Raw genomic sequence first — 26,385 nt, 5'->3', positions numbered from 1 at the left:
GGCCTCCCCTGCGAAGGAGCGGCCCGGTCTCGTTTCAGACGCGCGCGGCGCGGATCGCGCCGATCCCGCTCAGAGATGGGCGAGGACGGCGAGCAGCAGCAGGGCGATGATGTTGGTGATCTTGATCGCCGGGTTCACGGCGGGGCCGGCGGTGTCCTTGTAGGGGTCGCCGACAGTGTCGCCGGTCACGGCCGCCTTGTGGGCGTCCGAACCCTTGCCGCCGTGATGGCCGTCCTCGATGTACTTCTTGGCATTGTCCCAGGCGCCGCCGCCCGAGGTCATCGAGATGGCGACATAGAGGCCCGTGAGGATCACGCCGAGCAGGCTCGCGCCCACCGTGGCGAAGGCCTGGCTCTTACCCGCGACCGCCTGGATCGCGAAAAAGAGCACGATCGGCATCAGCACCGGCAGCAGCGAGGGGACGATCATCTCCTTGATCGCGGCCCGCGTCAGCATGTCGACCGCCCGGCCATAATCGGGCCGGTCGGTGCCCTGCATGATGCCGGGCTTCTCGCGGAACTGGCGGCGAACCTCCTCCACCACGGCGCCGGCGGCGCGGCCCACCGCGGTCATCGCCATGCCCGCGAACAGGAACGGGATCAGCCCGCCGAGCAGCAGGCCGACGACGACGTAGGGGTTGGAGAGCGAGAAATCGACGGTGACGCCCTGGAAGAAGCGATACTGCGTCGGGCTCGCATTGGCGATGAAGTAGTTCAGGTCCGAGGTGTAGGCGGCGAACAGCACCAGCGCGCCGAGGCCCGCCGAGCCGATGGCGTAGCCCTTGGTGACGGCCTTGGTCGTGTTGCCGACCGCGTCGAGGGCGTCGGTGGACTTGCGGACCTCGCTCGGAAGGCCGGCCATCTCGGCGATGCCGCCGGCATTGTCGGTGACGGGGCCGAAGGCGTCGAGGGCCACGATGAAGCCGGCGAGCGCCAGCATCGCGGTGACGGCGATGGCGATGCCGAACAGGCCCGCCAGCGCGTAGGTCGAGATGATGCCGGCCACGATGACGACGGCCGGCAGAGCGGTGGATTCCAGCGAGATCGCGAGGCCCTGGATCACGTTGGTGCCGTGGCCCGTGACCGACGAGGAGGCGATCGACTTCACCGGCCGGAAGTTCGTGCCGGTATAGTATTCGGTGATGACCACGATCAGCGCCGTGATGACGAGGCCGATCACCGCGCAGGCGAACAGCGCGCCGGAGGTGAACGACGTCCCCGTCACCGTGGTGAAGGTGGTCGAGAAGCCGCCGAACAGCACGACGTTCACGATCGCGATGGCGCCGATGGAGAGGACGCCCGCCGCGACGAGGCCCTTGTAGAGGGCGCCCATGATCGACTGGTTGGCCCCGAGCCGCACGGCGTAGGTGCCGGCGATGGAGGTGAGGATGCAGGCCGAGCCGATGGCGAGCGGATAGAGCATCAGCGCCTCGAGGACGTTGCGGCCGCCGACATCGGTCTGTCCGGCGAAGAAGATGGCCGCGAGCACCATGGTGGCGACCGCCGTCACCGCGTAGGTCTCGAACAGGTCGGCCGCCATGCCGGCGCAGTCGCCGACATTGTCGCCCACGTTGTCGGCGATGGTGGCGGGGTTGCGCGGATCGTCCTCCGGGATGCCCGCCTCGACCTTGCCGACGAGATCGCCGCCGACATCGGCGCCCTTGGTGAAGATGCCGCCGCCGAGGCGCGCGAAGATCGAGATCAGCGAGGCGCCGAAGCCCAGCGCCACCAGCGCGTCGATGACCTCGCGGCTGGCCGGCGCCAGCCCGGCGCCGCGGGTGAGGTAGGCGTAATAGATCGCGACCCCGAGCAGCGCGAGACCGGCGACCAGCATGCCGGTGACGGCGCCCGACTTGAAGGCCACGTCGAGCCCGGCGCCGAGCGAGGAGGACGACGCCTGGGCCGTGCGCACGTTCGCGCGCACCGAGACGTTCATGCCGATGAAGCCGGCCGCGCCCGAGAGCACCGCGCCGATGAGGAAGCCGACGGCGACCTTGATGCCGAGGAAGTAGGCCAGCGCCGCGAACAGGACGATGCCGACGATGCCGATGGTGATGTATTGCCGCCGGAGATAGGCTTGGGCGCCCTCGGCGATGGCACCGGCGATTTCCTGCATGCGCTGGGTGCCGGCGTCCCGTTTCATCACGTCGTTGATCGTGACGATTCCGTAGGCGACGGCGCAGAGCCCGCCCACGATGATCAGCAACAGTGCGGTCATTCTACCGTCCTTGCTTGTTATGGGATTTCTCTGGCGTATCGGGTCCGGACCCCGGCCTGGGCGGCCGCTGGGCGCATGGTCCGAACCTGCATTCCTCCCCGGAAACGCCCGTCTTGATTGCCAAACTTCGCCGCGCAGCGCAAACGCCGTATGACAGTCGGAACCGGAACTTTTGTGCAGTATCGCCGCCGCCCCGATCCTCGGGACAGGCCCCTGGGGAACGGAGGGGCGCGGCGGGGCCCCGCGCCGATGCGATCAGCGAAAATGCGCGAAGGAGCGGTTCGCGAAGACGGTCGGCCGCCCAGCGCGGTCGAGGAAGACCGGGGGCCCCTCGCCGCGCTCGATCCGGCCGAGGACCGTGATCGGCACGCCCGTCGCCGACGCCTGCTCGCGCAGACCATCGATCGCGTCGGGCGCGACGGCGAACAGCAGCTCGTAGTCGTCGCCTCCGGTCAGCACGGTCTCGACCAGCGAGGGATCGGACGCGACGGCATGCCGCGCCGCTGGCGAGAGCGGCACGTTCTCTTCGTCGACCCGAACCGTGAGCCCGAGACCGTCCAGCATCTTCGCGAGGTCTCCGGCGAGACCGTCCGACACGTCCATCGCCGCGCGTGCGTGACCGCGCAGATGCGGTGCGAGGGCGAGGCGCGGCCGCGGATGCAGGTAGCGGTCGGCCAGGAAGGCCCGCTCCTCGCCCGCGAGGGCGGCGGCCCAGGGGGCGTCCGGGTTCAGGCGTAGGGCGAGCCCCAGCGCCGCGTCGCCGATAGTGCCGCTGACGCAGAGAAGGTCGCCCTCCCGCGCCGCCTTCCGGCGCAGGATGGAGCCGGCGGGCAGTTCGCCGATGGCGGTGACGCCGATGAGCGCCGGCCCGGCGGCGCGCACGGTGTCGCCCCCGAGGAGCGGGCAGCCGAAGGCGGCGGCGGCCGTCCCGAGGCCGGCGGCGAAGCCCGCGAGCCAGTCCTCCGTCCAGTCGTCGGGGAGCGCCAGGGTCAGCAGGAAGCCGCGCGGCGCCGCGCCCTTGGCGGCGAGGTCGGACAGGTTCACCCCGAGCGCCTTGCGGGCGATGGAGCCCGGCGGATCGTCGGGGAAGTAGTGGACGCCGGCGACCACGGCGTCCGCGGTGAGGACGAGGTCGTGGCCGGGGCTCGGCGTCAGCGTCGCGGCGTCGTCGCGCAGGCCGTCCGCGCCCTCTCCCGCCAGCGGGGCGAAGTAGCGCGCGATCAGCGCATCCTCGCCGGAGCGGCTCAAGGAGCGTCGCTCACTTAGCCTTGCTCATTTGGTCTTCGCCTGGGCCGGCAACGCCAGCTCGGCGGCGCGGGTCCCGCGCGCGACCTTGTCGAGCACGGCGTTCACCAGGCCCGGCTCCTCGCCCTCGAAGAAGCTGTGGGCGACGTCGACATATTCGGAGATGGCCGAGCGCGCCGGCACGTCGCGGCGGAACATCAGCTCGTAGGTTCCGGCCCGGAGGATGGCGCGCAGCACCGCCTCGATGCGCTTCAACGGCCAGCCCTGGGCCAGCGCGCCCTCCACTGCCGGATCGATGGCCCGCTGCTCCTGCACGACGCCGCGCAGCAGGTCGCGGAAGAAGTCGGAATCGGCCGGGGGGTGGCTGATCCCGTCGACCTCCTGGCCCATCCAGTGGGCCTCGAACTCGGCGAGCGCCTCGAGGACGCCCTTGCCCGAGATCTCCATCTCGTAGAGCGCCTGCACCACGGCGATGCGGGCGCCGGTCCGCTCGCTGAGCTTCGCCACGCCGCTCATGCCTCGGCGCTCCGAGAGCCCTCGCGCCGGGAGGCGACGGCGGCGAGCGCGGCCTCGGCCGCGCGCTTCAGGGCGAGCACCGACAGCGCCGCCTCGGCCGCGCCGCCGCCCTTGTTCATCTCGGAGACGCTGGCGCGGGCATGGGCCTGCGCTTCCGTCTCGACGGTGAGGATGCCGTTGCCGAGCGGCAGCCGCAGCGACACCGACAGGTCCATGAGGGCGCGCGCGCTCTCCCCCGCGACGATGTCGTAATGGCCGGTCTCGCCCCGGATCACGCAGCCCAGCGCCACGGCGGCGTCGTAGGGCTCGCCGGCCCGCTCGGCCGCCTCGACCAGGATCGCCACGGTTGAGGGAATCTCCAGGGCGCCCGGCACGGTGACGGTGAAGGCCTTGGCGCCGGCCGCGTCGATGGCGGCTTGAGCGCCCGCGAGCAGCGCGTCGGCGATGTCGTCGTAGAAGCGGCCTTCGACCACCAGGATGCGCGCGCCCTTCAGGGAGGGCCCGACCTCGGTGTCGCGGCGGGGTGTGGGTGTGGTCGAAACCATGTCCGGCCTTCGTGGATGCTAGTCGTCGTCCCGTTCCGGACGGTTCCACCCTGGTGTCCGGGTCGCCCCGGCGGCGTTCCCGCCCGCCCGGCGACCTCGGCCGCCGACGGGTGGCGAGCACTAGACCGGCGGCGGGCGGACCACAAGGCGCGGCAGCATTGCGTCCGTCTCAGGCGGCGGCCGGCCAGACGTGATCGGGGTAGTAGCGCGCGCCCATGCGTTGCGCGTAGGCGACGAGATTGGCATGGCCCGACACCGCCTCGCGCAGGGGCGTCTCGCAATAGGGGCAGAGCAGGCCGGCGACGAAGGCGAAGACCGTGGCGTCGCTGCCGGAGACGGTCTCGCCGAGCAGATACGGCCTGTCGCCGAGGATGGCGGAGAGCGCGTCGATGGAGCGGATGACGAGCGCCTCGCGCTCGGCCTTGGCGTGGAGGCCGAAGCCCTGCGCCTTCAGCCGCCCCCGGACGCTCCGCCGCGCCATGGCGCAGATCAGCGGTCGCAGCGGCGCCGGGGCGAACCCGAAGAAATGGCGCGGCCCGCGGTCGAAATTGGCGTCGTCCAGCCAGCGCGCGTCGACCATCCCCCAATAGACGTGCTCGTCGAGCATCTTCTCCACCGCCCAGCCGACCGCGATCTCGGCCGGGGAATAGCCCGGATCGAAATCGATGCCGTGCCGCTTCTCGAGATGCCAGCGGATCAGGGTCGAATCGGCGATCAGAGCATCGCCGTCGCGCAGGTAGGGCAGCTTGCCCTTCGGCGCCTTGCGGAAGCCCGTGGTGTCGGTGACGTAGGGCAGGCCCGACATCTTGAGGAGCAGATCGGCCTTCATCACGAAGGGGCTCGGGTCCGGCAGGCCCATGCCGGGTCCGAAGGTGTAGAGCGTCAGGGTCATGCCGAGCCTTGTCTTTAACGTGAGCTAAGCCGACAGGCCGCGCGCCTCGGTGAGCCGGGCGGCGTAGCGGGCGATGAGGTCGACTTCGAGATTGAGCCTGTCGCCCTGCCGGCGCTCGCCCCAGGTCGTCACCGCCAGGGTGTGCGGGATCAGCAGCACGGAGAACAGTGCGCCCTCGACGCCGTTGACGGTGAGCGAGGTCCCGTCGAGGCAGACCGAGCCCTTCTCCGCGACGAAGCGGGCGAGGGCGTCGGGCGCCCGCAGGGTGAAACGCTCGCTCGCGCCCCAATCCCCCTCCCCGCCTGTGACCGGCTCGCGCGAGACGATCTCGGCGAGGCCGTCGACATGGCCGGTGACGAGATGGCCGCCGAGCTCGTCGCCGATCCTGAGGGAGCGTTCGAGGTTGATGCGCGTGCCGGCGCGCCATGCGCCCACGGTGGTGCGGGCGAGCGTCTCGGCGGCGGCGTCCACCGCGAAGATGCAGCCGCCCTCGGCCGGCTCCACCGAGACCGCCGTGAGGCAGGGGCCGGAACAGGCGATGGAGGCGCCGAGCGCGATCGTCGCCGGATCGTAGGCGCAGCGGATGGCGAGCCGCCGCAGGCGTTCGTCGCCCTCGACCGAGAGGACGGTGCCCACATCCGAGACGAGCCCCGTGAACATCAGCGCCTCCGCTCGTAGGTGACGGCCCGGTCGGGCCCGAGATCGAGGGTCTCTGTCACCCGGAAATCCTCCAGGCGCCGGGCGAGGTTCTCGCCCACGGCAGGCAGGCCGCCCGCCTCGCCGAGCACCGCCGATCCGGTGATGAGCGTGCAGGCGTCGACGAGATCGGCCTCGGCCAGGGCGTCCGCAAGACGCGGGCCGCCCTCGCTGCACAGCCGCGTCACCCCGCGCTCGGCCAGTGCCCGCAGGGCCGCGTGGAGATCGAGGCGGCGGCCCGCGCTCCCCTCGACCACGACGATCTCGACCCCGAGCGCCCCCAGTGCCCGGCGGGCATGGGTGGGGGCACGGCGCGTGGTGACGACCAGGGTCGGCACGTCGTGGGCGGTCCGCGCCAGAACGCTCGAGGGCGAGAGGCGCAGCTCGGAATCGAAGACGACCCGCATCGGCGAGCGCTCGGCGAGGCCCGGCAGGCGCACGGTGAGCGAGGGATCGTCGGCGCGCGCGGTGCCGATGCCGACGAGGATCGCGTCCGCATGCGCGCGCCAGAGATGGACGGCGCCGTCCGCCAGCGGGCCGGTGATGCGCAGGCGCGTCTCGGGGGTGCCGGCGGCGAAGCCGTCGCGGGTGCGCGCGAGCTTCAGGCTAACTGCCGGGCGGCCGTGGAGCATGCGGGTGACGTGGCCGAGATGGTCGCGGGCGGCCTCCTCCTCCAGGAGGCCGGTCTCCACCGCGATTCCCGCCTCACGCAGCAGCGCGTGCCCCCGGCCCGCGACCTCGGGGTTCGGGTCGCCCGCCGCCGTGACCACGCGCGCCACGCCGCTCGCGATGATCGCATCGGTGCAGGGCGGCGTGCGGCCGTGATGGGAGCAGGGTTCCAGGGTGACGTAGAGGGTCGCTCCCCGCGCCGCCTCCCCGGCCATGGCCAGCGCCTGCGGCTCCGCATGCGGGCGCCCGCCCGGCGCCGTCGCCGCCTGCCCGACGATCACGCCGCCGTCCGAGACGACCACCGCGCCCACGGAGGGGTTGGGCCAGGTCCGCCCCAGGTTGCGCCGGCCGAGCGCCAGGGCGAGCCGCATGCGGCCGGCATCGGCGTTGGTCACGAGGGCGCCTTCCCGTCGTCGCGCCGCGGCTCGCCGAGGGTGCCGAGCAGCTCCTCGAAGTCCTTGGCCTCGCGGAAATTCTTGTAGACCGAGGCGAAACGGACATAGGCAACGTCGTCGAGCCCCTTCAGGCCCTCCATCACCAGCTCGCCGATGGCCTCGGAGGCGATCTCCGCCTCGCCACTGCTCTCCAGTTGCCGGGTGAGCCCGCTGACCAGCCGCTCGATCCGCTCCGGCTCCACGGGGCGCTTGCGCAGCGCCACGTCGATGGAGCGCTGGAGCTTGTCGCGGTCGAAGGGCACCCGCTTGCCGGAGCGCTTGACCACGGTGAGCTCGCGCAGCTGCACCCGCTCGAAGGTGGTGAAGCGGCCGGCGCAGTCCGGGCAGACCCGGCGGCGGCGGATCGCGGCCCCGTCCTCGCTCGGGCGCGAGTCCTTCACCTGCGTGTCGGAGCCGCCGCAATAGGGACACCGCATCGGGCGGAACACTTCCTGGAAGGAGCGGGAAACGGGAACGGCCGCGAGGCGTTTCCACCCCGCGGCCGTCATGTAGTCCCTGAGGGCTCCCGGCGGAAGCCGGAAGCGGCCGCTCAGCCGTAGATCGGGAAGCGGTCCGTCAGCGCGTGCACGCGCTGCTTGACGCTCGCCTCGACGGCCGCGTCGCCCGCCTCGCCCTTGGCCGCCACGCCGTCGAGCACCTCGACGATGAGGGCGCCGATCTGCTTGAACTCGGCGACGCCGAAGCCGCGCGAGGTGCCGGCCGGAGTGCCGAGGCGGATACCGGAGGTGATGGTCGGCTTCTGCGGGTCGAAGGGCACGCCGTTCTTGTTGCAGGTGATGTCGGCCCGCGAGAGCGCGGCTTCCGCCGCCTTGCCGGTGAGGCCCTTCTTCTGGAGGTCGACCAGCATCAGGTGGTTGTCGGTGCCGCCCGAGGTGATGTCGTAGCCGCCCGAGATCAGCGTGTCGGCGAGCGCCTTGGCGTTCTCGATGACCTGCTTGGCGTAGATCTTGAACTCGGGCTTCAGCGCCTCGCCGAAAGCCACCGCCTTGCCGGCGATGACATGCATGAGCGGACCGCCCTGGAGGCCGGGGAAGATCGCCGAGTTGAACTTCTTGGCCAGAGCCTCGTCGTTCGTGAGGATCATGCCGCCGCGCGGGCCGCGCAGGGTCTTGTGCGTCGTCGTGGTGGCGACATGCGCGTGCGGGAACGGCGACGGGTGCACGCCGGCCGCCACGAGGCCCGCGAAATGGGCCATGTCCACAAAGAAATAGGCACCGACCGCGTCGGCGATCTCGCGGAACTTGGCGAAGTCCCAGTGACGCGGGTAGCCCGAGCCGCCGGCGATGATGACCTTCGGCTTGTGCTCGTGGGCGAGGCGCTCGACCTGCTCCATGTCGATGCGCTGGTCGTCGCGGCGCACGGTGTAGGAGACGGGCTTGAACCACTTGCCCGAGACGTTCGGGGGGGCGCCGTGGGTGAGGTGGCCGCCGGCGGCGAGGTCGAGACCCATGAAGGTGTCGCCCGGCTGCATGAGGGCCATGAACACGCCCTGGTTGGCCTGCGAGCCGGAGTTCGGCTGCACGTTGGCGAAGCCGCAGTTGAACAGGCGCTTGGCGCGATCGATGGCGAGGTTCTCGGCGATGTCCACGAACTGGCAGCCGCCGTAGTAGCGCCGGCCCGGATAGCCCTCGGCATACTTGTTGGTGAGCACCGAGCCCTGCGCTTCCAGCACGGCGCGCGAGACGATGTTCTCGGAGGCGATCAGCTCGATCTCGTGCTGCTGGCGGCCGAGCTCCTGCGCGATGGCCGTGGCGATCTCGGGATCGGTCTGCGCGACCGAGGCGTGGAAGAAGTTGCTCTGGGCGGAGGTGTCGGTGGCGGAACCGGCGCTCATGGGAATGGCCTCTATTCTGGTACGGGTTATGGGCCCCGTCGTCCGTCGGCGTGCACGGGCGGGCATTCGAAGGCCGGATTCCTACACGGGCTGGGATGCCAGGCCAAGCACAGGTCTTTTTACGGTTCCGCTCAAAAAAATTGAGCTTCGCCCATGCGGGAGCTTCGGCGCGGAGCCACGAAAAAGCCCGCGCCTCTTTACGAGACGCGGGCCCGAAGGTCTTACGGCCGGATAGAAGCCCCGGACGGGGAAAGGATCAGTTCTCCTCGTCGCCCGGCTCGAAGGTCTCCGGCGCGGTCGACTGGGCGCTCGCCACCGGGGTCGGGGCCGAGATGGTCGAGGGGACGTTCACGCCGTCGCGCTTGTAGATGTCGTCGCGGAACTGCACGAGGCCGTCCGGGGTCGACCAGGCGGTGATGTAGGTCCAGTAGACCGGCACCGGCTTCGACAGGGTGGCGTCGACGCGCTGGCCGCTCTCGATAGCCTGCTCCACATGGGCGCGGTCCCAGCCGGGCGTGTCCTTGAGGAGCCAGGTGATGTACTCGCGCACGTTCTGCACGCGCACGCAGCCCGAGGAGATGAAGCGGAAGTCGTCGCCGAAGACGCCCTTGGTGTTCGTGTCGTGCATGAACACGCCGTAGGGGTTCGGGATGTTGATGCGCACGATGCCCATCGAGTTGAAGTCGGCGCCCGAATCCTGCCGGTAGGTATAGCGCGTGCCCTCGTCCGAGTTCCAGTTCACCGAGCGCGGCGAGATCTCGCTTCCGTTCGACAGGATGCGGATCTTGTTGTCGGTGAGGTAGTTCGGATCCTTCTGCATCTTCGGGATGAGGTCCTTCTTCACGATGGAAGCCGGGACCGTCCAGGTCGGGTTGAAGTTGATCTGCGTCGCCTTGGTGTTCATGATCGGCGACTGGCGGTCGATCTTGCCGACGCCGGCGGCGTGCAGGGTCACGACCTGGCCGTTCTCCACCGTCTGCACCAGCGCGGCGGGGATGTTGGTGATGACGAAGCGGTTGCCGAGATCGCCCGAGTAGGAGCGCAGGCGCACGGCGTTGATCTCGAGCTGGCGCAGGCGCACGTCGGCGGGCACGTTCATGGCCTGCTGCGTCGCCTGGCTCATGGAGCCGGTCTGGCTGAGGCCGTGCCGGGCCTGGAAGCGCTTCACGGCGGCGGCAACATAGGAATCGTAGGTGCCCGAGGTGCCGGCCACCGGATCGAGGTCGCCGGTGACGATCAGGCGCTGGCGCACGGCGTCGACCGCCCCGCCCCGCGAACCGACGCGCAGCCGGTCGGCGCCGGAGACCGGGCGCCAGCCGCCGCGGTTCACGATGTCCTTGTAGCGCTCGATCATCTGCTCGGTGGCGGCCACCGTCTGCGGCGACAGGATCGGCGTCGAGGAGCGCTGGACCTGCATGCCCGAGGGGGCGGCGTAGTCCTGCGCCCATTCGGCCTGCGCGTCGGCGGATTCGCGGGCCGCCACGGGAAACGCCAGGAGCGAGGCCGAGGCGAGGAGGGCGAGGCCGAGCGCGCGAGGGGTGGAGAGCTGGTTCAGCATCGGTCGAAAGCTCTGTCCGGTGATGGGGCTGCGAGAGAAACGGGTAACCACGCGACTCTCGTGTGCCCTCAGGTGTGTCGAGGTGGCGTTAAGAACCCATGTTCTCCGGGCCAGATTGTGGCGCCCGGCGCCCCACGCGTGCGCCGGCGCACACGGCCACGCATGATCGACGGCTGCGGCCCTGCGGCAACAGCGCAACCGGCGCGCCTGTGGCAGGGAAGTGACGGCGGTCGGCGAGATCGCCTATGGGTGGCCCATGCTCTCCGGCGCGGCAGGATCGGGACGTCTGCGCGCGATCACCGCCGTGATCGCGCTCTACGCGCTCGTCCTCCAGGCGGTGCTCGGCGGGATGATGCCCGCCCACGCCGCCGGCCTCGACGGCGCCCTCTGCCTCGGCCTGTCGGATGGCGGGCCCGCCCCCGACGGCGGCAAGGGCCTGCCGGCCGCTCCCCACAAGCACGCCGATTGCTGCACGGCCGCCCATGCGCCCGCCGGCGCGGAGCCGCCGCGCCCGCTGGCCTTCGGCCTGTCCTGGGAGGCGCGGCCGGTCCTGCGGGTCCGCTGGGACGCCTCCGAGCAGGCCCGTCCGCGCGCGCCGCCCGGCCTCAGCGCCCGTCCGCGAGGGCCCCCCGCCGTCTGAACGCACCGAAGCCGCGCCGCCCGCTCGCGAGACGGCGCTCCCTTCCCGTTCAGACCCCGGATCGCCCCATGACCGTCTTCTCATCCCGGATGCCCCGAGCCGTGCTCGGCGCCGGTCTCCTCGTCCTCTCCGCCTCCGCCGCCTTCGCCCATGCCGCCCTGGAGCGGAAGGAGGCGAGCCCCAACGCGGCCTATCGCGGCGTCGTGCAGATCATGCACGGCTGCGGCGGCACCCCGACCACCCGCGTCAGCGTCACCATTCCCGAGGGCGTCGTCGGCGCCAAGCCGATGCCGAAGCCCGGCTGGCAGGTGACGACCGAGAAGGGCCCCTACGCGCGGGCCTACCAATCCTTCCACGGCACCGTCTCGGAAGGGGTGAAGACCATCACCTGGAGCGGCGGCAGCCTGCCCGACGACCAGATCGACGAGTTCACCTTCCTCGCCCGCGTCTCCGACGCCTTCGCGCCGGGGGCGACGGTGTATTTCCCCGTGCAGCAGGATTGTCAGACCGGCTCCTATGCATGGTCCGACATTCCGGCCGCCGGGCAGTCCGCGCACGACCTGAAGTCGCCGGCCCCCGGCGTGACCATCGTCGCCGCCGCACCCGCCAGACCGGCCCCCGTGAAGGCGGGCGACCTCACCATCGAGCAGCCCTGGATGCGCGCCACCCCGGCCGGCGCCAAGGTCGCCGGGGGCTATGTCCGCGTCACCAACACCGGCAAGGAGCCGGACCGCCTCGTCGGCGCCGCGATCCAGCTGGCGGGACGCGGCGTGATCCACTCCATGACGATGGAGGGCGGCGTCATGAAGATGGCGCTCGTCGAGGGCGGGCTCGCGGTGAAGCCCGGCGAGACGGTGGAGCTGAAGCCCGGCGGCTACCACCTCATGTTCGAGGATCTCTCCGGCGCGCCGAAGGCCGGGGAGAGCGTGCAGGGCTCGCTCACCTTCGAGCGGGCGGGCACCGTGCCCGTGACCTTCACGGTCGCCCCCATCGGCGCGCAGGCGCCGGGCGCGGCGGCCGGCGGCCACCAGCACTAGAACGCGGCTCCAGCGACAGTCCTCCCCGCAGACGGCGCCGACGCGCGCCTCGCGGGGGCTCCCCTTCTCCTTGACGGAACGCGCGAGGACCGGCCGTGAGCGGCCGGCCGCCGTTCGGAGTGTTCTTCGATGTCCGCCCCCTTTCCCCGGAGCGCGCGTGCGCTCGCCCTGTGCCTGCTCGCCTCCACCGCCCTGCCCCAGGCGGCCCATGCCGACCCCGGTGCGGCGACCGTCCTGCCCGAGCTTCACGTCGCCGGAGCCGCGGCGCCGACCGCTGCCGCCGGCTCCGCCACCGTGCCAAGCGTCGCCGAGCAGCGCGCGGCGGTGAATTCCACCGTGGGCTCCGTCGCCTTCGTCGACGCGGCCGAGTTCACAAACACCTACGCCAACACGCTGCGCGACGTGCTCAAGGACGTTCCCGGCGTCTATGTGCAGGAGCGCTACGGTCAGGAGTTGCGCCTCTCGGTGCGCGGCTCCGGGATCGCGCGCGGCTTCCACCTGCGCGGCATCGAGCTCCTGCAAGACGGCATTCCCCTGAACCTCGCCGACGGCAGCGGCGACTTCTATCAGGTCGATCCGTTGGCCCTGCGCTCGGCCGAGGTCTACAAGGGCGGCAACGCCCTGACCTTCGGAGCGACCACGCTCGGCGGCGCCGTCAACTTCGTGACTCCCACCGCCTACACGGCCTTCGCCCCGAACATCCTGCGCCTCGAAGGCGGCAGCTTCGGCACGATCCGGGAGAGCTTCCAGGTCTCGCGCATATCCGGCCCCGTCGACGCCACGATCAGCGGCACGCTCACGAACTCGGACGGCTACCGCGCGCACGAGGCGCAAGGCACGAAGAATTTCAACGCCAATATCGGCTACCGGCTGGCGCCGGGGGTCGAGACCCGCTTCTACATCGGCGTCTATCTCACGGACCAGAAGCTGCCGGGAACGCTGAGCCTGTTCAACGCGCTCAACAACCCGACCCTGGCCAACCCGAGCGCCGTCTCCGGCAACCAGTCCCGCAAGGTCGAGACCGAGCGGGTCGCCAACCGCACCTCCTTCGTGCTCGATGTCGGCAAGCTCGACATCGACACCTGGGCGATCCACAAGTCGCTCTACCACCCGATCTTCCAGGCCATCGACCAGGACGGCTGGACCTACGGGATCTCGCCGCACTGGTCGGGCACCTTCGACATCGCGGGCTTCCGCAACGACACGACCCTGGGGCTACGCGCCTTCGCCGGGCAGAACTCGGCCCTCCAGTTCCTGAACGTCCAGGGCCAGCGCTTCACCCAGACCCTGAACGCGTTGCAGAGCGCCTCGAACTACGAGGCCTATGGCGAGAACCGGTTCTGGTTCCTGCCCGACGTCGCCCTGATGACGGGGGCCAAGCTGTTCTCCTCGAACCGCACCTACAGCGACAAGGGCGGATTGCCGGCCGTGCCGAACCCCGTCGCGGCGCTGAATTTTGCCGGCAATCTGAAGCCGAAATTCGGCACCGAGACCTATGAAGGCGTCAACCCGAAGCTCGGCCTGCTCTGGCAGCCGTTGCCCGACATCCAGGTCTTCGGCGACGTCACCCGCTCGCGCGACGTGCCCGACTTCTCCGATCTCGCGCAGACCAACACCCTCGGCACCACCTTCGTGCCGCTCAGGGCGCAGCGCGCCTGGACGGTGGAGGCGGGCTCGCGCGGGCATGTCGACCGTCTCACCTGGGACGTGACGCTCTACCGCTCGGAAGTCCGGGACGAGCTTATCAACTTCACGATCAATCCGGCGCTGGCGATCCCGGCGGCGACCTTCAACGCGCCGCGCACCCTGCATCAGGGCGTCGAGGCGGCGGTCTCCCTCGAACTGGCGCGCGGGCTCGCCGCCACGACCGACAGCGTCAGCCTCGGCGGCGTCTGGACGCATAACGACTTCCGCTTCGTCAACGACCCCGTCTTCGGCAACCGCCGGATCGCCGGCATCCCGCAGGACGTGCTGAGGGGCATCCTCACCTATGCCCATCCGAGCGGGTTCTACGTCTCGCCCTCCGTGGACTGGGTGCCGCAGGGCGCCTTCGCCGACCACATGAACACCCTGAAGACGCCGGGCTACGCGCTGTTCAACGTCAAGACCGGCATCGACTTCGCCAACGGCGTGTCGGTGTTCGTCGACGCGCGCAACCTCACGGACGAACGCTACGTCTCGGACATCTCGGTGGTGGTGAACGCCGCCGCGACGCCGGGCGGCCCGGTCGCGTTCTATCCGGGCAGCGGCCGCAGCGTCTTCGGCGGCGTGCGGGCGTCGTTCTGAGTGTCTGGCCGAAACGGCTCATCCGGCTTTCGACTAATCAGCCCAGCGTCGTCCGGTGCACCCTCCCCCCTTTGCGGGGGAGGGTGGCCCTCGCGTCAGCGAGGGTCGGGAGAGGGGAGCGCGCTATCCGGAAAGGGCGCTCCCCTCACCCGACCCGCTTCGCGGGCCACCCTCTCCCGCAAGGGGGAGAGGGAGCGCGGAGCGACGCCGAACGCGGCAACCGGACATACTCTCCTTCTCTCCGCCTCGCACTCATCCCGACGTGCTGGAAAGCAGCCGCGACGCATGAGGCCGAGAACGAAAGCAGGGTTATCCGGCCAATCTCGGAGGAGCCGTCACGCCCGCAGACGGTCCTGCGGGCGGCGGCGATAGGCGGCGCGGGCGAGGACGAGCGCGCCGCCATACTGCACGAAGCCGTTCTCGGCGAGGTCCTGCGGGGCCACCTGCATTTGGATGACGAGGCGCGTCAGGGCGTTGAGCGCGATCACGCCCAGGCAGAAGACGGCGGCGGCGAGAAGGGCGGCGACGAAATCGGGCATGGCGCGCATCCGTGCGTGGCGGGCACGGAAAGCATAGCAAGCAGCGCGCCATGAACCGGGACAGGAACAGCGTCCGGCGAGTGCTCTGAACAGTCGTAGCAAGATGTCGCGCCGGCGTGGTGTCTCGGACACGCCGGCGAAGACTTCGCTCAGGCGGCGGGCGGGCGCGTCTCGCGCATGGACGGCCGCGCCGAGAACCCTTCCTCCCAGGCCGCGAGGGCCGGATGGGCGGCACGCCAGGCCAGATCGCCGAAGCGCAGGTCGAGATAGCCCAGCGCGCAAGCCGTCGCGACAGTGCCGATGTCGACCCGGCCGCCGAAAGCCGGGGCCGCGCTCTCGAACCAGCCGAGCGCGCTCTCGATCTTGGCGGTCTGGCCCTCGATCCAGGCAGGGGAGCGCGCCGCCTCGGGCCGGGCGGTCAGCTCGTAGCGGATGAGGAGGGCGGCATCGAGGAGCCCGTCCGCCAGGGATTGCTCGTTGAGGGCGCGCCAGCGCTCCACCCCGTCCGCGGGGAAGAGCCGGTGGCCGCCCCTGGCGTCGAGATACTCGCAGATCACCCGGCTGTCGGCGAGGGCGGTGCCGTCGTCGAGCAGCAGCGTCGGCACCTGCGCCAGCGGATGACGGGCGAGGATATTGCCGTCGCGCTGCACGGGATGGGCGGCGCTCGACAGGAGCGCGATCTCGCCCGCGAGGCCGAGCTCGTGCGCGCAGACCATCACCTTGCGGACGAAGGGGGAGAAATGGGAGTGGAAGAGCTTCATCGCGGTCTCGCGCTCGACGGTCGGAAGGGCCGGCTCAGGGGTGCTTCGGCGCGGCCGGCCTGCGCGCGGCGGCGGGAGTGGCCTTGGCCGGCGACGGATTGGCCGGGACCGCCGCCGTGGCGGCCGGCGGGGCCGGGGGCGCCGCCCTCGGCGTCTCGACCGCGAGCCGCTTCACCGGCCAGCCATCGGCCCAGCGCTCCATGTCGCTGAAGCGCGGGTTGCTCTTCAGCCCGGTGGCGTCGGCGCCCGAGAAGGCCGAGGCCGCCGCGAGGTCGAAGGTCTTCCAGAAGGCGAGGTAATCCAGCGTGTCGGTCCGCGCGTTGTTGATCTGCGCGACCAGCGTCTGCTGCTCGCCCGTAAGCGCCATCTCCGCCGACCACTTGAAGGGCGGCGGCTTCGGGGCGTCCTTCGGCTCCGGCGGGATCTTGATCGCGCCGCCGTCGAAGGCCGGGTTGACCCCCGCCGGAGCCGCGAGCGTCGCGGTCAGCGCCGGGAAGCCGTGATCGTCCGAGAGGGCGCGCACCAGCAGCTTGCGCTCGCTCGGTACGGCCGCCGCTTCGCGCAGGATGCGGCGGGCGGCGAGATCGGCGGCGCGGGCGTCCTTGTCGCCGATCAGCGCGATCATCGTCGTCTCGGCGGGCACGGCGGCGAGATCGGCCAGCGCCACGCCGCGCGCCTTCGGATTGCTGGCGATGCCGCCGGGCATGATCGCGAAGACGAGCCTCACCGGCGGCAGGCCCTTCGCCTTCGCCCCGGCCGCGAGGTTGGCGGCGATGGGCGCGCCCGCGAGATGGCCTATGGCGGCGACCTTGGAGAGGTCGGGCTTGGCGTCGGGATCGGCGGCGAGTTCGGCGAGCGCCGCCTTCACCAGGGCTTCGGCCTTGTCGGTGGCATCGGAGGGGCGCGAGCGGTTCACCTCCTGGAAGCGGGGAAACAGGACCAGGAAGCCCTGCCGCGCGAGATGGTCGATCCAGGCGCCGTAGGCCTGCGGGTTCACCGCGCCCCAGCCGTGCAGGAAGATCGCCACCGGACGCCCCTCGGCGGGGGCCGGCCCCGACTTGTAGAAGGCGTAGGTGGAGGCGCTCGTGGTGCCGAGGCCGCGCTTCGTCACCGTCGCGGCGCGGTCGCCCATGCCGCCGGGGCCCTCCACGGGCTGCGCCGGCGGGGCGGCGGCAAGGGAAACGGTTGTCGAGGTGAGCAGCGCCGCGAGCGAGAGAGTGACGAGGCGGCTCGCGAATATGCGGCGACGGCTCTCGGACTCGGTGCGCGGGCACGCGGGACGGGGACGCATGGCAGGCTCGACGCTCCAGAGTGACCCGTTCCATAGCGGCATCGGGCGGCCCTGGCGATGGCGCCGACGCAACGACCGCGCGGACGGAGACGCCTCAGGCCGGATCGCCCCGGTCGCCGCGCGGGTCGAGCAGGGCGGCCAGCGCGGCGAGGGAGTCCGGCAGCGGCTCGCCCTCCATCTCCCCGTAAACACCGCGCAACGCCTCGCCGAGACCGTCGAGAAACAGCGTCTCGCGGATCGAGGTCCCGGCGCTGTCGGGACGGCGATAGTCGGCGGCGTGGTTGCTGGCGATGATCTTCATGACGGGATCGCGCCCCGGCTCGGGCGTCGGCTTGCGTGAACGGGGTTGCCCAACGCGCCAGCCCCCTCAAGTTTCCCCGTCGCGGGGAAAATTCCGGCTCGCATCCCCGATCACCGCCGGACCTTGGCGGCCGGGGGGCAGGCCGGCGGCCTCCTCGACCCAGGTGAGGATGTCCTGCGCCCGCCACGGCTTCGGAATGAAGGTCGCCGACATGCGCAGGTCGCTCGGCTGGTCGCCCGCGTCGCCCGAGGTGAGCAGCACCCGCACGCTCGGCCAGGTCACGCCAATGATGCGCGCCAGCTCGAAGCCGCCGATGGGGCCGGGGGTGCGCACGTCCGAGAAGACGACGCTGACCTCCTCGGCACGGTCGTTGAGGATGGCGAGGGCGTGGTCGGCGGTCTCGGCCTCGATCACGGTGAAGCCGGTCTCTTCCAGAAGAGTCGCCGCGAGGAAGCGCTCGTCGGGTTGGTCCTCCACGACGAGGATGACCGGCTTCGTGCCCGCAGGGTGCGCGTCGCTCATGGTCGGGGTACTCTATTTCGGCTGAACGGCGGACTCGTCGCGAAGTTTCATCCGTGTTTGGGCCCGGCCCGCACGGACGGCATCCGCGCTGCTGCCACTGCCACAGTGACACACTCGGCACGGGGGAACCGTGTCCCCGAGGGCACAGCCAAGCCGGAGTTCGCAACTCGCGCCGGGCCGGGCTCAGCCGGCGCCGTGAGCCTTGAGGAAGGCCAGCGCGCGGGCCCAGCCGTCTTCCGCCGCCGCCTTGCGGTAGCTCGGACGGTAATCCGCGTGGAAGCCGTGGGGCGCATCGGGGAAGACGACGATCTCGACCTCGCGGCCCGCCGCCCTGGCGCGGTCGCGCGCCTCCTCCACGGAGGCGACCGGGATGCCGGTATCGGCGCCCCCGTAGAGCCCGAGCAGCGGCGCCCGGATCTCGGCCGCGACATCTCCCGCCGTCCTCGGCTGGATCGCGCTGCGCTCGCCGCCGAGGGGCCCGTACCAGGCCACCGCCGCCTTCAGGTCGCGACGATGCGCCGCGTAGAGCCAGACCCCGCGCCCGCCCCGGCACCAGCCCATCACCGCCTTGCGCGCCGGATCGGCATGGGAGGAGGCCACCGCCCAGTCGGCGGCGGCGTCGAGATCGGCCATCCACTGAGAATCGGGGGTCTTGAGAATGACCTCGCGCAGGATGGTCTGCACGTCGGTCATGGTCGAGAGGTCGCCCTGGCGGGCGTAGAGCTCCGGCGCCACTGCGCAGTAGCCGGCCTTGGCGAGACGCCGGCAGACATCCTTGATGTAGTCGTGGACGCCGAAGATCTCCTCGACGACGAGGACCAGGGGGAACGGTCCGGCGCCGTCCGGCATCGCCCGGTAGCCCGGCATCGGCCCGCCGGCAGCGGGGATGCTCACCTCGCCGGCGACCAGCCCGGCCGCATCCGTGTGGATGGCCTGCGCCTCGACGCGGGTCGTCGCGAGCGTCAGCCCGCTCATCAGGCTCGTCATCACGAAGCCCCTGCGCGAGAGCGGCGGCACGAGAAGGCCGCCAAACCCCTCGGATCGCGGATCGTCGCGCCCGTTCCGTCCGTCGTCCTGCTGCATCCGCCGGCCCTCCCGTTACCCTGGACGGCAGCATGCCTGCGCCGCCGGGGCAAGCCGTTCCCGGCCGATCAGACGCGGGCGGCGATCCGCTCCGCCGTCCGGGGCGCCCGCGCCGTACCGGCCTCCGCCGCCGAGGGAACGCGGCGCCGGCGCTCGCCGCCTTGCGGACGCAGAAGATCTCCGAGCATGACGAATCCCGCCTCCGGCACGGCCGAGCGACCGGCGCGGATGCCGAAGCCGAGGGCGAAGGATTCCGCCAGCCCGGCATCCCGCGCGATGCCGTAGCGATCGAGCGCTACGAGGAACGCCTCGCGGAACAGGCTCGGCGTGCACCAGCGCTTCTCGGCCATGTGCAGGGGCCACTCCCACAGCTCTCCGTCGCGGCGACGGGCGACGAAGTCGCGGGCGATGAAGTAGCCGGTTCCCCGGTGCTCGATCCCCTCGTCGCCGACCAGCCAGTCGGCGTTACGGAACGGAACGAGGTCGCAGAGGTCGATTTCGTCCAGCATCGCACCGTTCCTCCCTGCCAGCGTCCGGCGAACCGCGACGCGACGGAACAATAGAGGAACATTGGCCTGAATCGGCACAGGCGTCAACAACCTGTTCACCATGCGTTCGCAAGACGCGAGCGGCTCAGCGGCTCCCGAAGAGCGGGTGCCGGATCTTGTCGCCGGGCTTGAGCCCGAGGCTCGCGGCGGTGCCCGCGTTGAGCTCGAGAACGGAGAGCACCGGCTCGTTCGACGGGATGACCTGGGTGGAGAGCGGCTCGGTGTCGGCGGCGATGCGGGCGATGGTGCCGTCGGCCCGGATGAAGACCATGTCGAGGGGGAGATAAGTGTTCTTCATCCACATCGAGACGGGCTGGTTCACCTCGAAGTCGAACAGCATCCCCTGGTCCGCCGGCATGCTGCGGCGGAACATCAGGCCGCGCGCCCGCGAGGCGTCGTCGCGCATCACCTCCACGCTGAAGGCGTGCGCCCCGTTCGCCGAGACGATCGTCAGCGGCTCGCGCCGCACCGCCGCCGGAGCGGCCTGGACGGTCTCCGCGAGGACGGGGGCCGCCGCCATCGGCGCGAGGGCGAGGCAGAGAAGAGCAACGCCCGGACGGACGAGACCGTGCAGCATGCGAGTGACGCCCATCAATGCGACGCCGGAAGCGCCCCGTCGACCAGTCGGACCTCGGCGGCCATAACGCCCTTCGATCCGTCGCCGTAGCGCACCAGCACGGCGTCGCCCGGCTTCAGCTCGGCGATGCCGTAGCGGCGCAAGGTCTCCATGTGCACGAAGATGTCCGGCGTGCCGTCCCCCCGGCTGAGGAAGCCGAAGCCGCGCAGGCGGTTGAACCACTTCACCACGGCCGTCTCCAGCCCGCTCGTCGGCGTGACGCTGACATGCGTGCGCGCCATCGGCAGCTCGGACGGGTGGGTCGCGCTCGACTGGTCCAGCGAGACGACCCGGAACGCCTGCCATCCGCGCGCGCGCTCCACGGCCTCCACCACGATGCGCGCGCCCTCGCTGGCACCCTGGTGCCCGTCCCGGCGCAGGCAGGTGATGTGGAGCAGAACGTCGGGCCGCCCGTCGTCGGGGACGATGAATCCGAACCCCTTGGCCACGTCGAACCATTTGATGTGGCCGGCGACCTCGACGAGATCGAGACCCGCCGCGTCCTCGGCCTTGGCCGGATCGGCATCGAGACGGCCGGCCGGAATCAGATCGGCCAGCCGTGATCCCGCTTCGTCGGACATGTAAGCAACCCAACCCGAATCACACGCTGCGGCACGGCAACGAGATTAACAAAGTCTAGACTCGGCGGAAGCCCGTTTGTCCGGCAGGGGCGCCGTCCGCTTACGCAATTCGCCGCAACCGGGCCGGCTAGCCACAGCGGAGGACCGCTCCACGGAGCGCAAGCGCATGCGCCGACTCGCGGATTCGCAGACGACGCCCCTCGGCGGACCCGACCTCCCTGACGACCGCGAAACGGGATCACGTTTCCGAGAGTCGCGACGACGGTCGCCCGGCGCGCCGGGGGATGCTAGGGCCGCGTCCATGTCACTTCCCGCCGCAGCGGCCGGCCCCTCCGACCATGCCCGCGGCGGCCGTTTCGCCGTCATCGACGTCGCCCGCGGGGCGGCGCTTCTCGCCATGGCAGGCTATCACGCCACCTGGGATCTCGGCTTCCTGCGCCTGACGCCGGAAAACCACGCGCTGAGCGGCCCCGGCAAGGTCGCCGCGCATCTCATCGCGGGCAGCTTCCTCGTCCTCGTCGGCATCGGGCTCGTGCTGATGAACCGCTCGGGCCTGCGCCCGCGCGCGATCCTGATCCGCTTCGGCCGGATCGCGGGGGCGGCGCTGCTCATCACCGTCGCGACCGTCCTCGCCTTTCCCGACAGCTACATCTTCTTCGGCATCCTGCACTGCATCGCCGTGTCGAGCCTGCTGGCGCTGCCCTTCCTGCGCGTGCCGCCGGCTATCACCGCAACCGTCGCGGCCCTGGTGATCGCGGCGCCCCGGCTGGTGGCGCATCCGGTGCTCGATGCGCCGGCGCTGTTCTTCCTCGGCCTCGGCCGGCTGACGCCGCAGACCAACGACTACGTGCCGCTGTTTCCGTGGTTCGGGACGGTGCTCGCCGGGCTGGCCCTCGGGCAGGTCGCGCTGCCGGTCCTGGCGCGCTCGCGCCTCGGTGCGTGGCATCCCCGGACTCCGATCGCGCGGGCGGCGGCCCTCGCCGGACGGCACAGCCTCGCGATCTATCTGGTGCACCAGCCGTTGCTGCTGGCTGTGCTGTCGGGCGTGGCCTTCGTGACCGGGCCGAATCTGAAGGCCGGCATGCCGGAGTTCCGCCGCGACTACGCCGCGAACTGCATCCGCACGGGCGGCTCGCCCGGCGCCTGCCGGATCGCGGCCCGCTGCACGGCGGACGCGCTGCGCCGGGACAAGCTCTGGGCCTTCGCGCCGCGCGCCTTCACGCCCGCCGAGCAGCTGGAGGCGCAGCGCCTCTCGCAGCAGTGCTACGAAGCCTCGGAGGGGACGGCAGCGCCGCCCCCGTGAGGCCGCCGCCCGTCAGTCCTTGGCGCGCTCGACATAGGCGCCGTCCGCGGTCATCACGACGACACGGGTGCCGACGTTGATATGCGGGGGCACGGTGGTGCGCACGCCGTTGGAGAGCACGGCGGGCTTGTAGGAGGAGGAGGCCGTCTGGCCCTTCATCACCGGCTCGGTCTCCGTGACCTCGAGGGTGACGCGCTGGGGCAGCTCGATGGTGAGCGGCACCGCGTTATGGATCGAGAGCATCACGGCCATGCCCTCCTGAAGATAGGGGGCGGCGCTGCCCACCACGTCCTCCGGCACCGCGATCTGCTCGTAGCTCTCGGGGTTCATGAAGTGGAACCCCTCGCCGTCGCTGTAGAGGAAGGTATGCTCGCGGTCCTCGACGAAGGCGCGCTCGACCTGCTCGGTGGTGCGGTAGCGCTCGGAGACCTTCACGCCGTCTGTGATGCGGCGCATGTCGAGCTGCGTCACCGGGGTGCCCTTGCCGGGGTGGATGTTCTCGGCGAACAGGATGACGTAGAGCTTGCCGTCCTTCTCGACGACGTTGCCCTTGCGGAGCGTTGAGGCGATCACCTTCACGGAAATAGGTCCTGCGTTGTCGAAGATCGGGGCATGCGCCGAGCGCGGTCGCCCGCAAACGAGAGGTCGCGAGCCCCGCCACTATCCTATCCGCGTCCCGGTTGCCAGCCGGCGAGGCATCCGCCCGCGATTCCGGCAGGCCGGCGTGAACGCGGGAGCGGCGCGTTGAGCGCCCCCTCCCCCTGGTGGGCGCCGCCCCGCCATGCCGACCGCCGCGCCGCCCTGCTCGTCCGCAACCGCGTCACCGCGCGGCTGCGGCTGCATTTCGAGGAGGCCGGCTTCGTGGAGGTGGAGGCGGCCGCCCTCCAGGTGTCGCCGGGCAACGAGGCGCATCTCTCGGCCTTCGCCACGCGCGCCGTCGGGGCGGACGGGTCGGAGCGCCCGCTCTACCTCCACACCTCGCCGGAATTCGCCTGCAAGAAGCTGCTGGCGGCGGGCGAGCCGCGCCTGTTCAGCCTGGCGCGGGTCTTCCGCAACCGCGAGCGCGGGCCGCTGCACCATCCCGAGTTCACGATGCTCGAATGGTATCGCGCCGAGGAGCCCTACACCGCCACCATGGCCGACTGCGCCGACATCCTGGCGCTCGCCGCCGAGACCGCCGGGGCGACGGTCCTGCGCTGGCGCGGACGGGAGAGCGACCCGTTCGCGCCCTTCGAGCGGCTGACGCTGGCGGAAGCCTTCGCGCGCCATGCCGGCATCGATCTGCTGGCGAGCATCGCCGAGGACGGCGGGACGGACCGCGAGGCGCTCGCCGCCGCCGTCGCGGAAGCCGGCCTGCGGGTGGCGCCCGACGACACCTGGGCGGACCTGTTCAGCCGGGTGCTCGTCGCCAAGATCGAGCCGCATCTCGGCATCGGCCGCCCGACGCTGCTCTGCGAGTATCCCGCCAGCGAGGCGGCGCTGGCGCGCAGGAAGCCGGGCGATCCCCGCGTCTCCGAGCGCTTCGAACTCTATGCCTGCGGGGTCGAGCTCGCCAACGGCTTCGGCGAGCTGACCGATCCGGCCGAGCAGCGCCGCCGCTTCGAGGCGGAGATGGCGGAGAAGGAGCGCGTCTACGGCGAGCGCTACCCAATCGACGAGGATTTTCTCGCCGCGCTCGCCATCATGCCGGAAGCGAGCGGCGTCGCTCTGGGGCTCGACCGGCTGGTGATGCTCGCCACGGGAGCGCCCCGCATCGAGGACGTGATCTGGACGCCGGTGGCGGAGACCGGGCCGTGACGCGCCCGATCCGCAGCCCGGCGGATCTCGTCGCGGCGGGGCTCGCCCGGCCCGGCGACCTGCCCATGCTGGAGGCTGTGAGCGCGCGCTACGCCCTGTCGCTCACCGCCGACATGGCCGAGCTGATCGATCCGGCCGACCCCGCCGATCCGATCGCGCGCCAGTTCCTGCCCCGCGAGGAAGAGATCGTCCCGGCCGAGGGGGAATTCGCAGACCCCATCGGCGACGACGCGCACGCGCCGCTGCCGGGCATCGTGCACCGCTACCCCGACCGGGTGCTGCTGAAGCCGCTGCATGTCTGCCCGGTCTATTGCCGGTTCTGTTTTCGCCGCGAGGGCGTCGGCCCCGACGGGCTCGGCTCGCTCACCGAGGCCGAACTGAAGGCGGCGCTGGCCTATGTCGCGGCGCGGCCCGCGATCTGGGAGGTGGTGCTTACCGGCGGCGACCCCTTCGCGCTCTCCCCCCGGCGGCTCGGCGCCATCGCGGCGGCGCTCTCGGAGATCGCGCATGTGCGGGTGCTGCGCCTCCACACCCGCGTGCCTGTGGCGAGCCCGGCGCTCATCGACACCGATCTCATCGCCAGTCTGAAAAAATTCGGACGGGCGGTGTTCGTGGCGCTGCATGCCAACCACCCGCGCGAGTTCACCCCCGCCGCGATCGCCGCCATCGCGCGGCTTGTCGATGCCGGCATCCCGATGGTGAGCCAGAGCGTGCTGCTGCGCGGCGTCAACGACGACGCCGCGACGCTGGAGGCGCTGATGCGGGCCTTCGTGGAGAACCGGGTGAAGCCCTACTATCTCCACCACGGCGATCTCGCGCCGGGCACCGGGCATTTCCGCACCGGCCTCGGCGAGGGCCAGGACCTGATGCGGGCCTTGCGCGGACGGCTTTCGGGACTGGCCCAGCCGCTCTACGTGCTCGACATCCCCGGCGGCCACGGCAAGGTGCCGGTCGGCCCCGGCTACCTGCGGGAGACGGCCGGGGGTGTACGCGTCACCGACCCGTCCGGCGTCGAGCACGCGTATCCGCCGACCTCCGGCGGCGAAGGACAGCGGGAGGAGTAGGACCATGCGCAAGCTGTGGGGACGGGCGAACTCGGTCAACGTCCAGAAGGCCATGTGGGCGCTGGAGGAACTCGGGCTCGCCTATGAGCGCGTGGACGCCGGCGGCGCGCACGGCGTGGTCCACGATCCCGCCTATCGGGCCCTCAACCCCAACGGCCTCGTGCCGGTGCTGGAGGAGGACGGCTTCGCGCTCTGGGAGTCGAACGCCATCCTGCGCTACCTGGCCGCCGCCCATGGCGGACCACTCGCGCTGCCCGGCGACCTGCGCGAGCGCGCGCTCCTCGAGCAGTGGCTCGACTGGCAGGCGACCACCTTCACCCCCGCCATGCGCGACGCCTTCTGGCAGACCTTCCGGGCGCCGGAGCCCGACCGGATGCTGATCGCCGCCTCGATCTCGGCGACGGAACGATGCGCGGCGATCCTCGATCGCCATCTCGAAGGGCGCTCCGCCATGGTCGGGGAGACGTTCGGCATCGCCGACATCGCCGTGGGCTGCGCCGCGCATCGCTGGCTCAACATCCCGGTGGAGAAGCAGGAGCGCCCGAACATCCGGCGCTGGCTCTCCGGCATCGCCGCGCGGCCCGCCGCCGCCTGCGTCGTCACGCAGCCGCTGAGCTGAGCGCGGGCGGTCCCGCAAGGCGATCCTGCCGGCCCGCATTCCTGATACAGCTTCGCGCCAACGATTCACCGCCGACCCACCGGAGCGCCATGACCCTCGACCCGACCCTGCGCGATGCGCTCCTCGCGGTGCCGACCGCCGGTCTCGCGCGGGCGCTGTCGCGGCGCGGCCTGCCCGGCTGCTCGCTGAGGGGCCTGCGGGCCCGCACCGGCGCGGGCGCGGCCGGCACCGCCTTCACCCTGCGCTTCATCCCGGCGCGCGGGGAGCCGGCGGTGTCGCTCGCCGACGCCATCGAAGCGGTGCCCGAGGGCGCCGTGGTGGTGGCCGATACCGGCGGGGCGCGCGAGGCGCTGCCCTTCGCTGCCCTCCTCTCCGCCCGTCTCGCCGCGCGCGGCGCCGTGGCGTTCGTGACAGACGGGCTGCTGCCGGGCCCGAGCACCATGCCCTCCTGGCAATCGGCGCTGCCGGCGAGCCACGGGCACGGCCTGATGCTCGCCGGGTTCGGCGAGCCCGTCGCCTGCGGCGGGGCGGCGGTGCATCCCGGCGACGTCGTCGTCGGAGACGGCGACGGCGTGGTGGTCTGCCCGGCGGAGTTCGCCGAGGCCGTGGCGCTCGAGGCGGTGGACCAGCAGCGGCTCGAGATCTGGCTCCAGCGCGAGGTCGAATCGGGCCGTGGCCTCTCCGGGCTGCTGCCGCCCGACGCCGATGCGCTCGCCCGCTTCGAGGCGGACACGAGGTCCTGACGGGCCTCCCATCAAGCGACAGGCCGC

The 26,385-nt window shown here is 71.4% G+C and carries 28 protein-coding genes; 8 read left to right on the top strand and 20 right to left on the bottom strand.

The window, feature by feature from the left end; translation table 11 throughout:
- Positions 1–69 precede the first annotated feature (69 nt).
- From ACP56T_RS19630 to ACP56T_RS19585, 10 genes are all read right to left on the bottom strand, one after another.
- On the bottom strand, positions 70–2,217 hold the full coding sequence (locus ACP56T_RS19630) for a sodium-translocating pyrophosphatase (protein ID WP_430913841.1): 2,148 nt from the start codon (positions 2,215–2,217) through the stop codon (positions 70–72).
- Positions 2,218–2,472: 255 nt separating this feature from the next.
- Positions 2,473–3,465, bottom strand: coding sequence for a thiamine-phosphate kinase (thiL, locus tag ACP56T_RS19625; RefSeq protein ID WP_430913840.1), 993 nt, complete (start codon positions 3,463–3,465; stop codon positions 2,473–2,475).
- 24 nt (positions 3,466–3,489) lie between these two features.
- Positions 3,490–3,978, bottom strand: coding sequence for a transcription antitermination factor NusB (nusB, locus tag ACP56T_RS19620; RefSeq protein ID WP_430913839.1), 489 nt, complete (start codon positions 3,976–3,978; stop codon positions 3,490–3,492).
- Positions 3,975–4,523, bottom strand: a complete 549-nt coding sequence (gene ribH, locus ACP56T_RS19615; RefSeq protein ID WP_430913838.1) for a 6,7-dimethyl-8-ribityllumazine synthase — start codon at positions 4,521–4,523, stop codon at positions 3,975–3,977. The genes nusB and ribH overlap by 4 nt, the downstream gene beginning before the upstream one ends.
- A gap of 169 nt (positions 4,524–4,692) precedes the next feature.
- A complete protein-coding gene (locus tag ACP56T_RS19610; RefSeq protein WP_430913837.1) occupies positions 4,693–5,415 on the bottom strand; it encodes a glutathione S-transferase family protein in 723 nt (240 codons plus the stop codon).
- Between the two features lie 24 nt (positions 5,416–5,439).
- A complete protein-coding gene (locus tag ACP56T_RS19605; RefSeq protein WP_430913836.1) occupies positions 5,440–6,075 on the bottom strand; it encodes a riboflavin synthase in 636 nt (211 codons plus the stop codon).
- Positions 6,075–7,151 (bottom strand): bifunctional diaminohydroxyphosphoribosylaminopyrimidine deaminase/5-amino-6-(5-phosphoribosylamino)uracil reductase RibD, encoded by a 1,077-nt coding sequence (ribD, locus tag ACP56T_RS19600; protein ID WP_430913856.1) that lies wholly within the window; start codon positions 7,149–7,151, stop codon positions 6,075–6,077. The genes ACP56T_RS19605 and ribD overlap by 1 nt, the downstream gene beginning before the upstream one ends.
- Before the next feature lie 20 nt (positions 7,152–7,171).
- The gene (nrdR, locus tag ACP56T_RS19595) at positions 7,172–7,651 is read right to left on the bottom strand and encodes a transcriptional regulator NrdR (protein ID WP_430913835.1); all 480 of its coding nucleotides are present in this window, start codon (positions 7,649–7,651) and stop codon (positions 7,172–7,174) included.
- Positions 7,652–7,764: 113 nt separating this feature from the next.
- Positions 7,765–9,069 carry a serine hydroxymethyltransferase gene (gene glyA, locus ACP56T_RS19590; protein WP_430913834.1) on the bottom strand — a complete coding sequence of 435 codons (1,305 nt, stop codon included), beginning with the start codon at positions 9,067–9,069 and terminating at the stop codon, positions 7,765–7,767.
- A 256-nt stretch (positions 9,070–9,325) separates the two neighbouring features.
- Positions 9,326–10,627, bottom strand: coding sequence for a L,D-transpeptidase family protein (locus ACP56T_RS19585; RefSeq protein WP_430913833.1), 1,302 nt, complete (start codon positions 10,625–10,627; stop codon positions 9,326–9,328).
- 220 nt (positions 10,628–10,847) lie between these two features.
- On the opposite strand from ACP56T_RS19585, the gene ACP56T_RS19580 reads away from it, so the two are divergent.
- From ACP56T_RS19580 to ACP56T_RS19570, 3 genes are all read left to right on the top strand, one after another.
- Positions 10,848–11,267, top strand: a complete 420-nt coding sequence (locus ACP56T_RS19580) for a hypothetical protein (protein ID WP_430913832.1) — start codon at positions 10,848–10,850, stop codon at positions 11,265–11,267.
- A gap of 68 nt (positions 11,268–11,335) precedes the next feature.
- On the top strand, positions 11,336–12,304 hold the full coding sequence (locus ACP56T_RS19575) for a DUF1775 domain-containing protein (protein ID WP_430913831.1): 969 nt from the start codon (positions 11,336–11,338) through the stop codon (positions 12,302–12,304).
- A gap of 129 nt (positions 12,305–12,433) precedes the next feature.
- The gene (locus ACP56T_RS19570) at positions 12,434–14,590 is read left to right on the top strand and encodes a TonB-dependent receptor family protein (RefSeq protein ID WP_430913830.1); all 2,157 of its coding nucleotides are present in this window, start codon (positions 12,434–12,436) and stop codon (positions 14,588–14,590) included.
- 335 nt (positions 14,591–14,925) lie between these two features.
- On the opposite strand, the gene ACP56T_RS19565 is transcribed toward ACP56T_RS19570, so the two are convergent.
- The 9 genes from ACP56T_RS19565 to ACP56T_RS19525 form a co-directional block, all read right to left on the bottom strand.
- Complete coding sequence (locus tag ACP56T_RS19565; protein WP_430913829.1) at positions 14,926–15,129, bottom strand: hypothetical protein; 204 nt, start codon at positions 15,127–15,129, stop codon at positions 14,926–14,928.
- 149 nt (positions 15,130–15,278) lie between these two features.
- Positions 15,279–15,890 (bottom strand): glutathione S-transferase, encoded by a 612-nt coding sequence (locus ACP56T_RS19560; protein WP_430913828.1) that lies wholly within the window; start codon positions 15,888–15,890, stop codon positions 15,279–15,281.
- A gap of 34 nt (positions 15,891–15,924) precedes the next feature.
- Positions 15,925–17,181 (bottom strand): alpha/beta hydrolase, encoded by a 1,257-nt coding sequence (locus ACP56T_RS19555; protein ID WP_430913827.1) that lies wholly within the window; start codon positions 17,179–17,181, stop codon positions 15,925–15,927.
- A gap of 94 nt (positions 17,182–17,275) precedes the next feature.
- A complete protein-coding gene (locus ACP56T_RS19550) occupies positions 17,276–17,482 on the bottom strand; it encodes a hypothetical protein (protein WP_430913826.1) in 207 nt (68 codons plus the stop codon).
- 66 nt (positions 17,483–17,548) lie between these two features.
- Positions 17,549–18,004 carry a response regulator gene (locus ACP56T_RS19545; protein WP_430913825.1) on the bottom strand — a complete coding sequence of 152 codons (456 nt, stop codon included), beginning with the start codon at positions 18,002–18,004 and terminating at the stop codon, positions 17,549–17,551.
- Positions 18,005–18,187: 183 nt separating this feature from the next.
- Positions 18,188–19,087 carry a dienelactone hydrolase family protein gene (locus ACP56T_RS19540; RefSeq protein WP_430913824.1) on the bottom strand — a complete coding sequence of 300 codons (900 nt, stop codon included), beginning with the start codon at positions 19,085–19,087 and terminating at the stop codon, positions 18,188–18,190.
- A 68-nt stretch (positions 19,088–19,155) separates the two neighbouring features.
- Entirely contained in the window at positions 19,156–19,596 is a 441-nt protein-coding gene (locus tag ACP56T_RS19535) for a hypothetical protein (RefSeq protein ID WP_430913823.1), read from the bottom strand.
- A gap of 124 nt (positions 19,597–19,720) precedes the next feature.
- Positions 19,721–20,212 (bottom strand): DUF192 domain-containing protein, encoded by a 492-nt coding sequence (locus ACP56T_RS19530; RefSeq protein WP_430913822.1) that lies wholly within the window; start codon positions 20,210–20,212, stop codon positions 19,721–19,723.
- Between the two features lie 14 nt (positions 20,213–20,226).
- Positions 20,227–20,832: a cold-shock protein gene (locus tag ACP56T_RS19525; RefSeq protein ID WP_430913821.1), complete on the bottom strand. Its 606-nt coding sequence runs from the start codon at positions 20,830–20,832 to the stop codon at positions 20,227–20,229.
- A gap of 301 nt (positions 20,833–21,133) precedes the next feature.
- Here ACP56T_RS19525 and ACP56T_RS19520 point away from each other — a divergent pair, with 301 nt between their 5' ends.
- Positions 21,134–22,135 (top strand): heparan-alpha-glucosaminide N-acetyltransferase, encoded by a 1,002-nt coding sequence (locus ACP56T_RS19520; protein WP_430913820.1) that lies wholly within the window; start codon positions 21,134–21,136, stop codon positions 22,133–22,135.
- Positions 22,136–22,147: 12 nt separating this feature from the next.
- On the opposite strand, the gene efp is transcribed toward ACP56T_RS19520, so the two are convergent.
- Positions 22,148–22,714, bottom strand: coding sequence for an elongation factor P (efp, locus tag ACP56T_RS19515; protein ID WP_430913819.1), 567 nt, complete (start codon positions 22,712–22,714; stop codon positions 22,148–22,150).
- Positions 22,715–22,879: 165 nt separating this feature from the next.
- On the opposite strand from efp, the gene epmA reads away from it, so the two are divergent.
- The 4 genes from epmA to ACP56T_RS19495 all read left to right on the top strand — a co-directional run bounded on the left by epmA (position 22,880) and on the right by ACP56T_RS19495 (position 26,358).
- Positions 22,880–23,932, top strand: coding sequence for an EF-P lysine aminoacylase EpmA (epmA, locus tag ACP56T_RS19510; RefSeq protein ID WP_430913818.1), 1,053 nt, complete (start codon positions 22,880–22,882; stop codon positions 23,930–23,932).
- Entirely contained in the window at positions 23,929–24,996 is a 1,068-nt protein-coding gene (locus ACP56T_RS19505) for a lysine-2,3-aminomutase-like protein (RefSeq protein ID WP_430913817.1), read from the top strand. Before epmA ends, ACP56T_RS19505 begins: the two co-directional genes overlap by 4 nt.
- A gap of 4 nt (positions 24,997–25,000) precedes the next feature.
- Positions 25,001–25,615, top strand: a complete 615-nt coding sequence (locus ACP56T_RS19500; protein ID WP_430913816.1) for a glutathione S-transferase family protein — start codon at positions 25,001–25,003, stop codon at positions 25,613–25,615.
- 89 nt (positions 25,616–25,704) lie between these two features.
- Entirely contained in the window at positions 25,705–26,358 is a 654-nt protein-coding gene (locus tag ACP56T_RS19495; protein WP_430913815.1) for an RraA family protein, read from the top strand.
- Positions 26,359–26,385: the final 27 nt, after the last annotated feature.

It is taken from the genome of Methylobacterium endophyticum (assembly GCF_050591105.1).
In the GTDB taxonomy this organism is placed as follows: domain Bacteria; phylum Pseudomonadota; class Alphaproteobacteria; order Rhizobiales; family Beijerinckiaceae; genus Methylobacterium.
The sequence above is the reverse complement of the archived record's forward strand: the minus strand, read 5'-3'. Positions and strand labels throughout refer to the sequence as shown.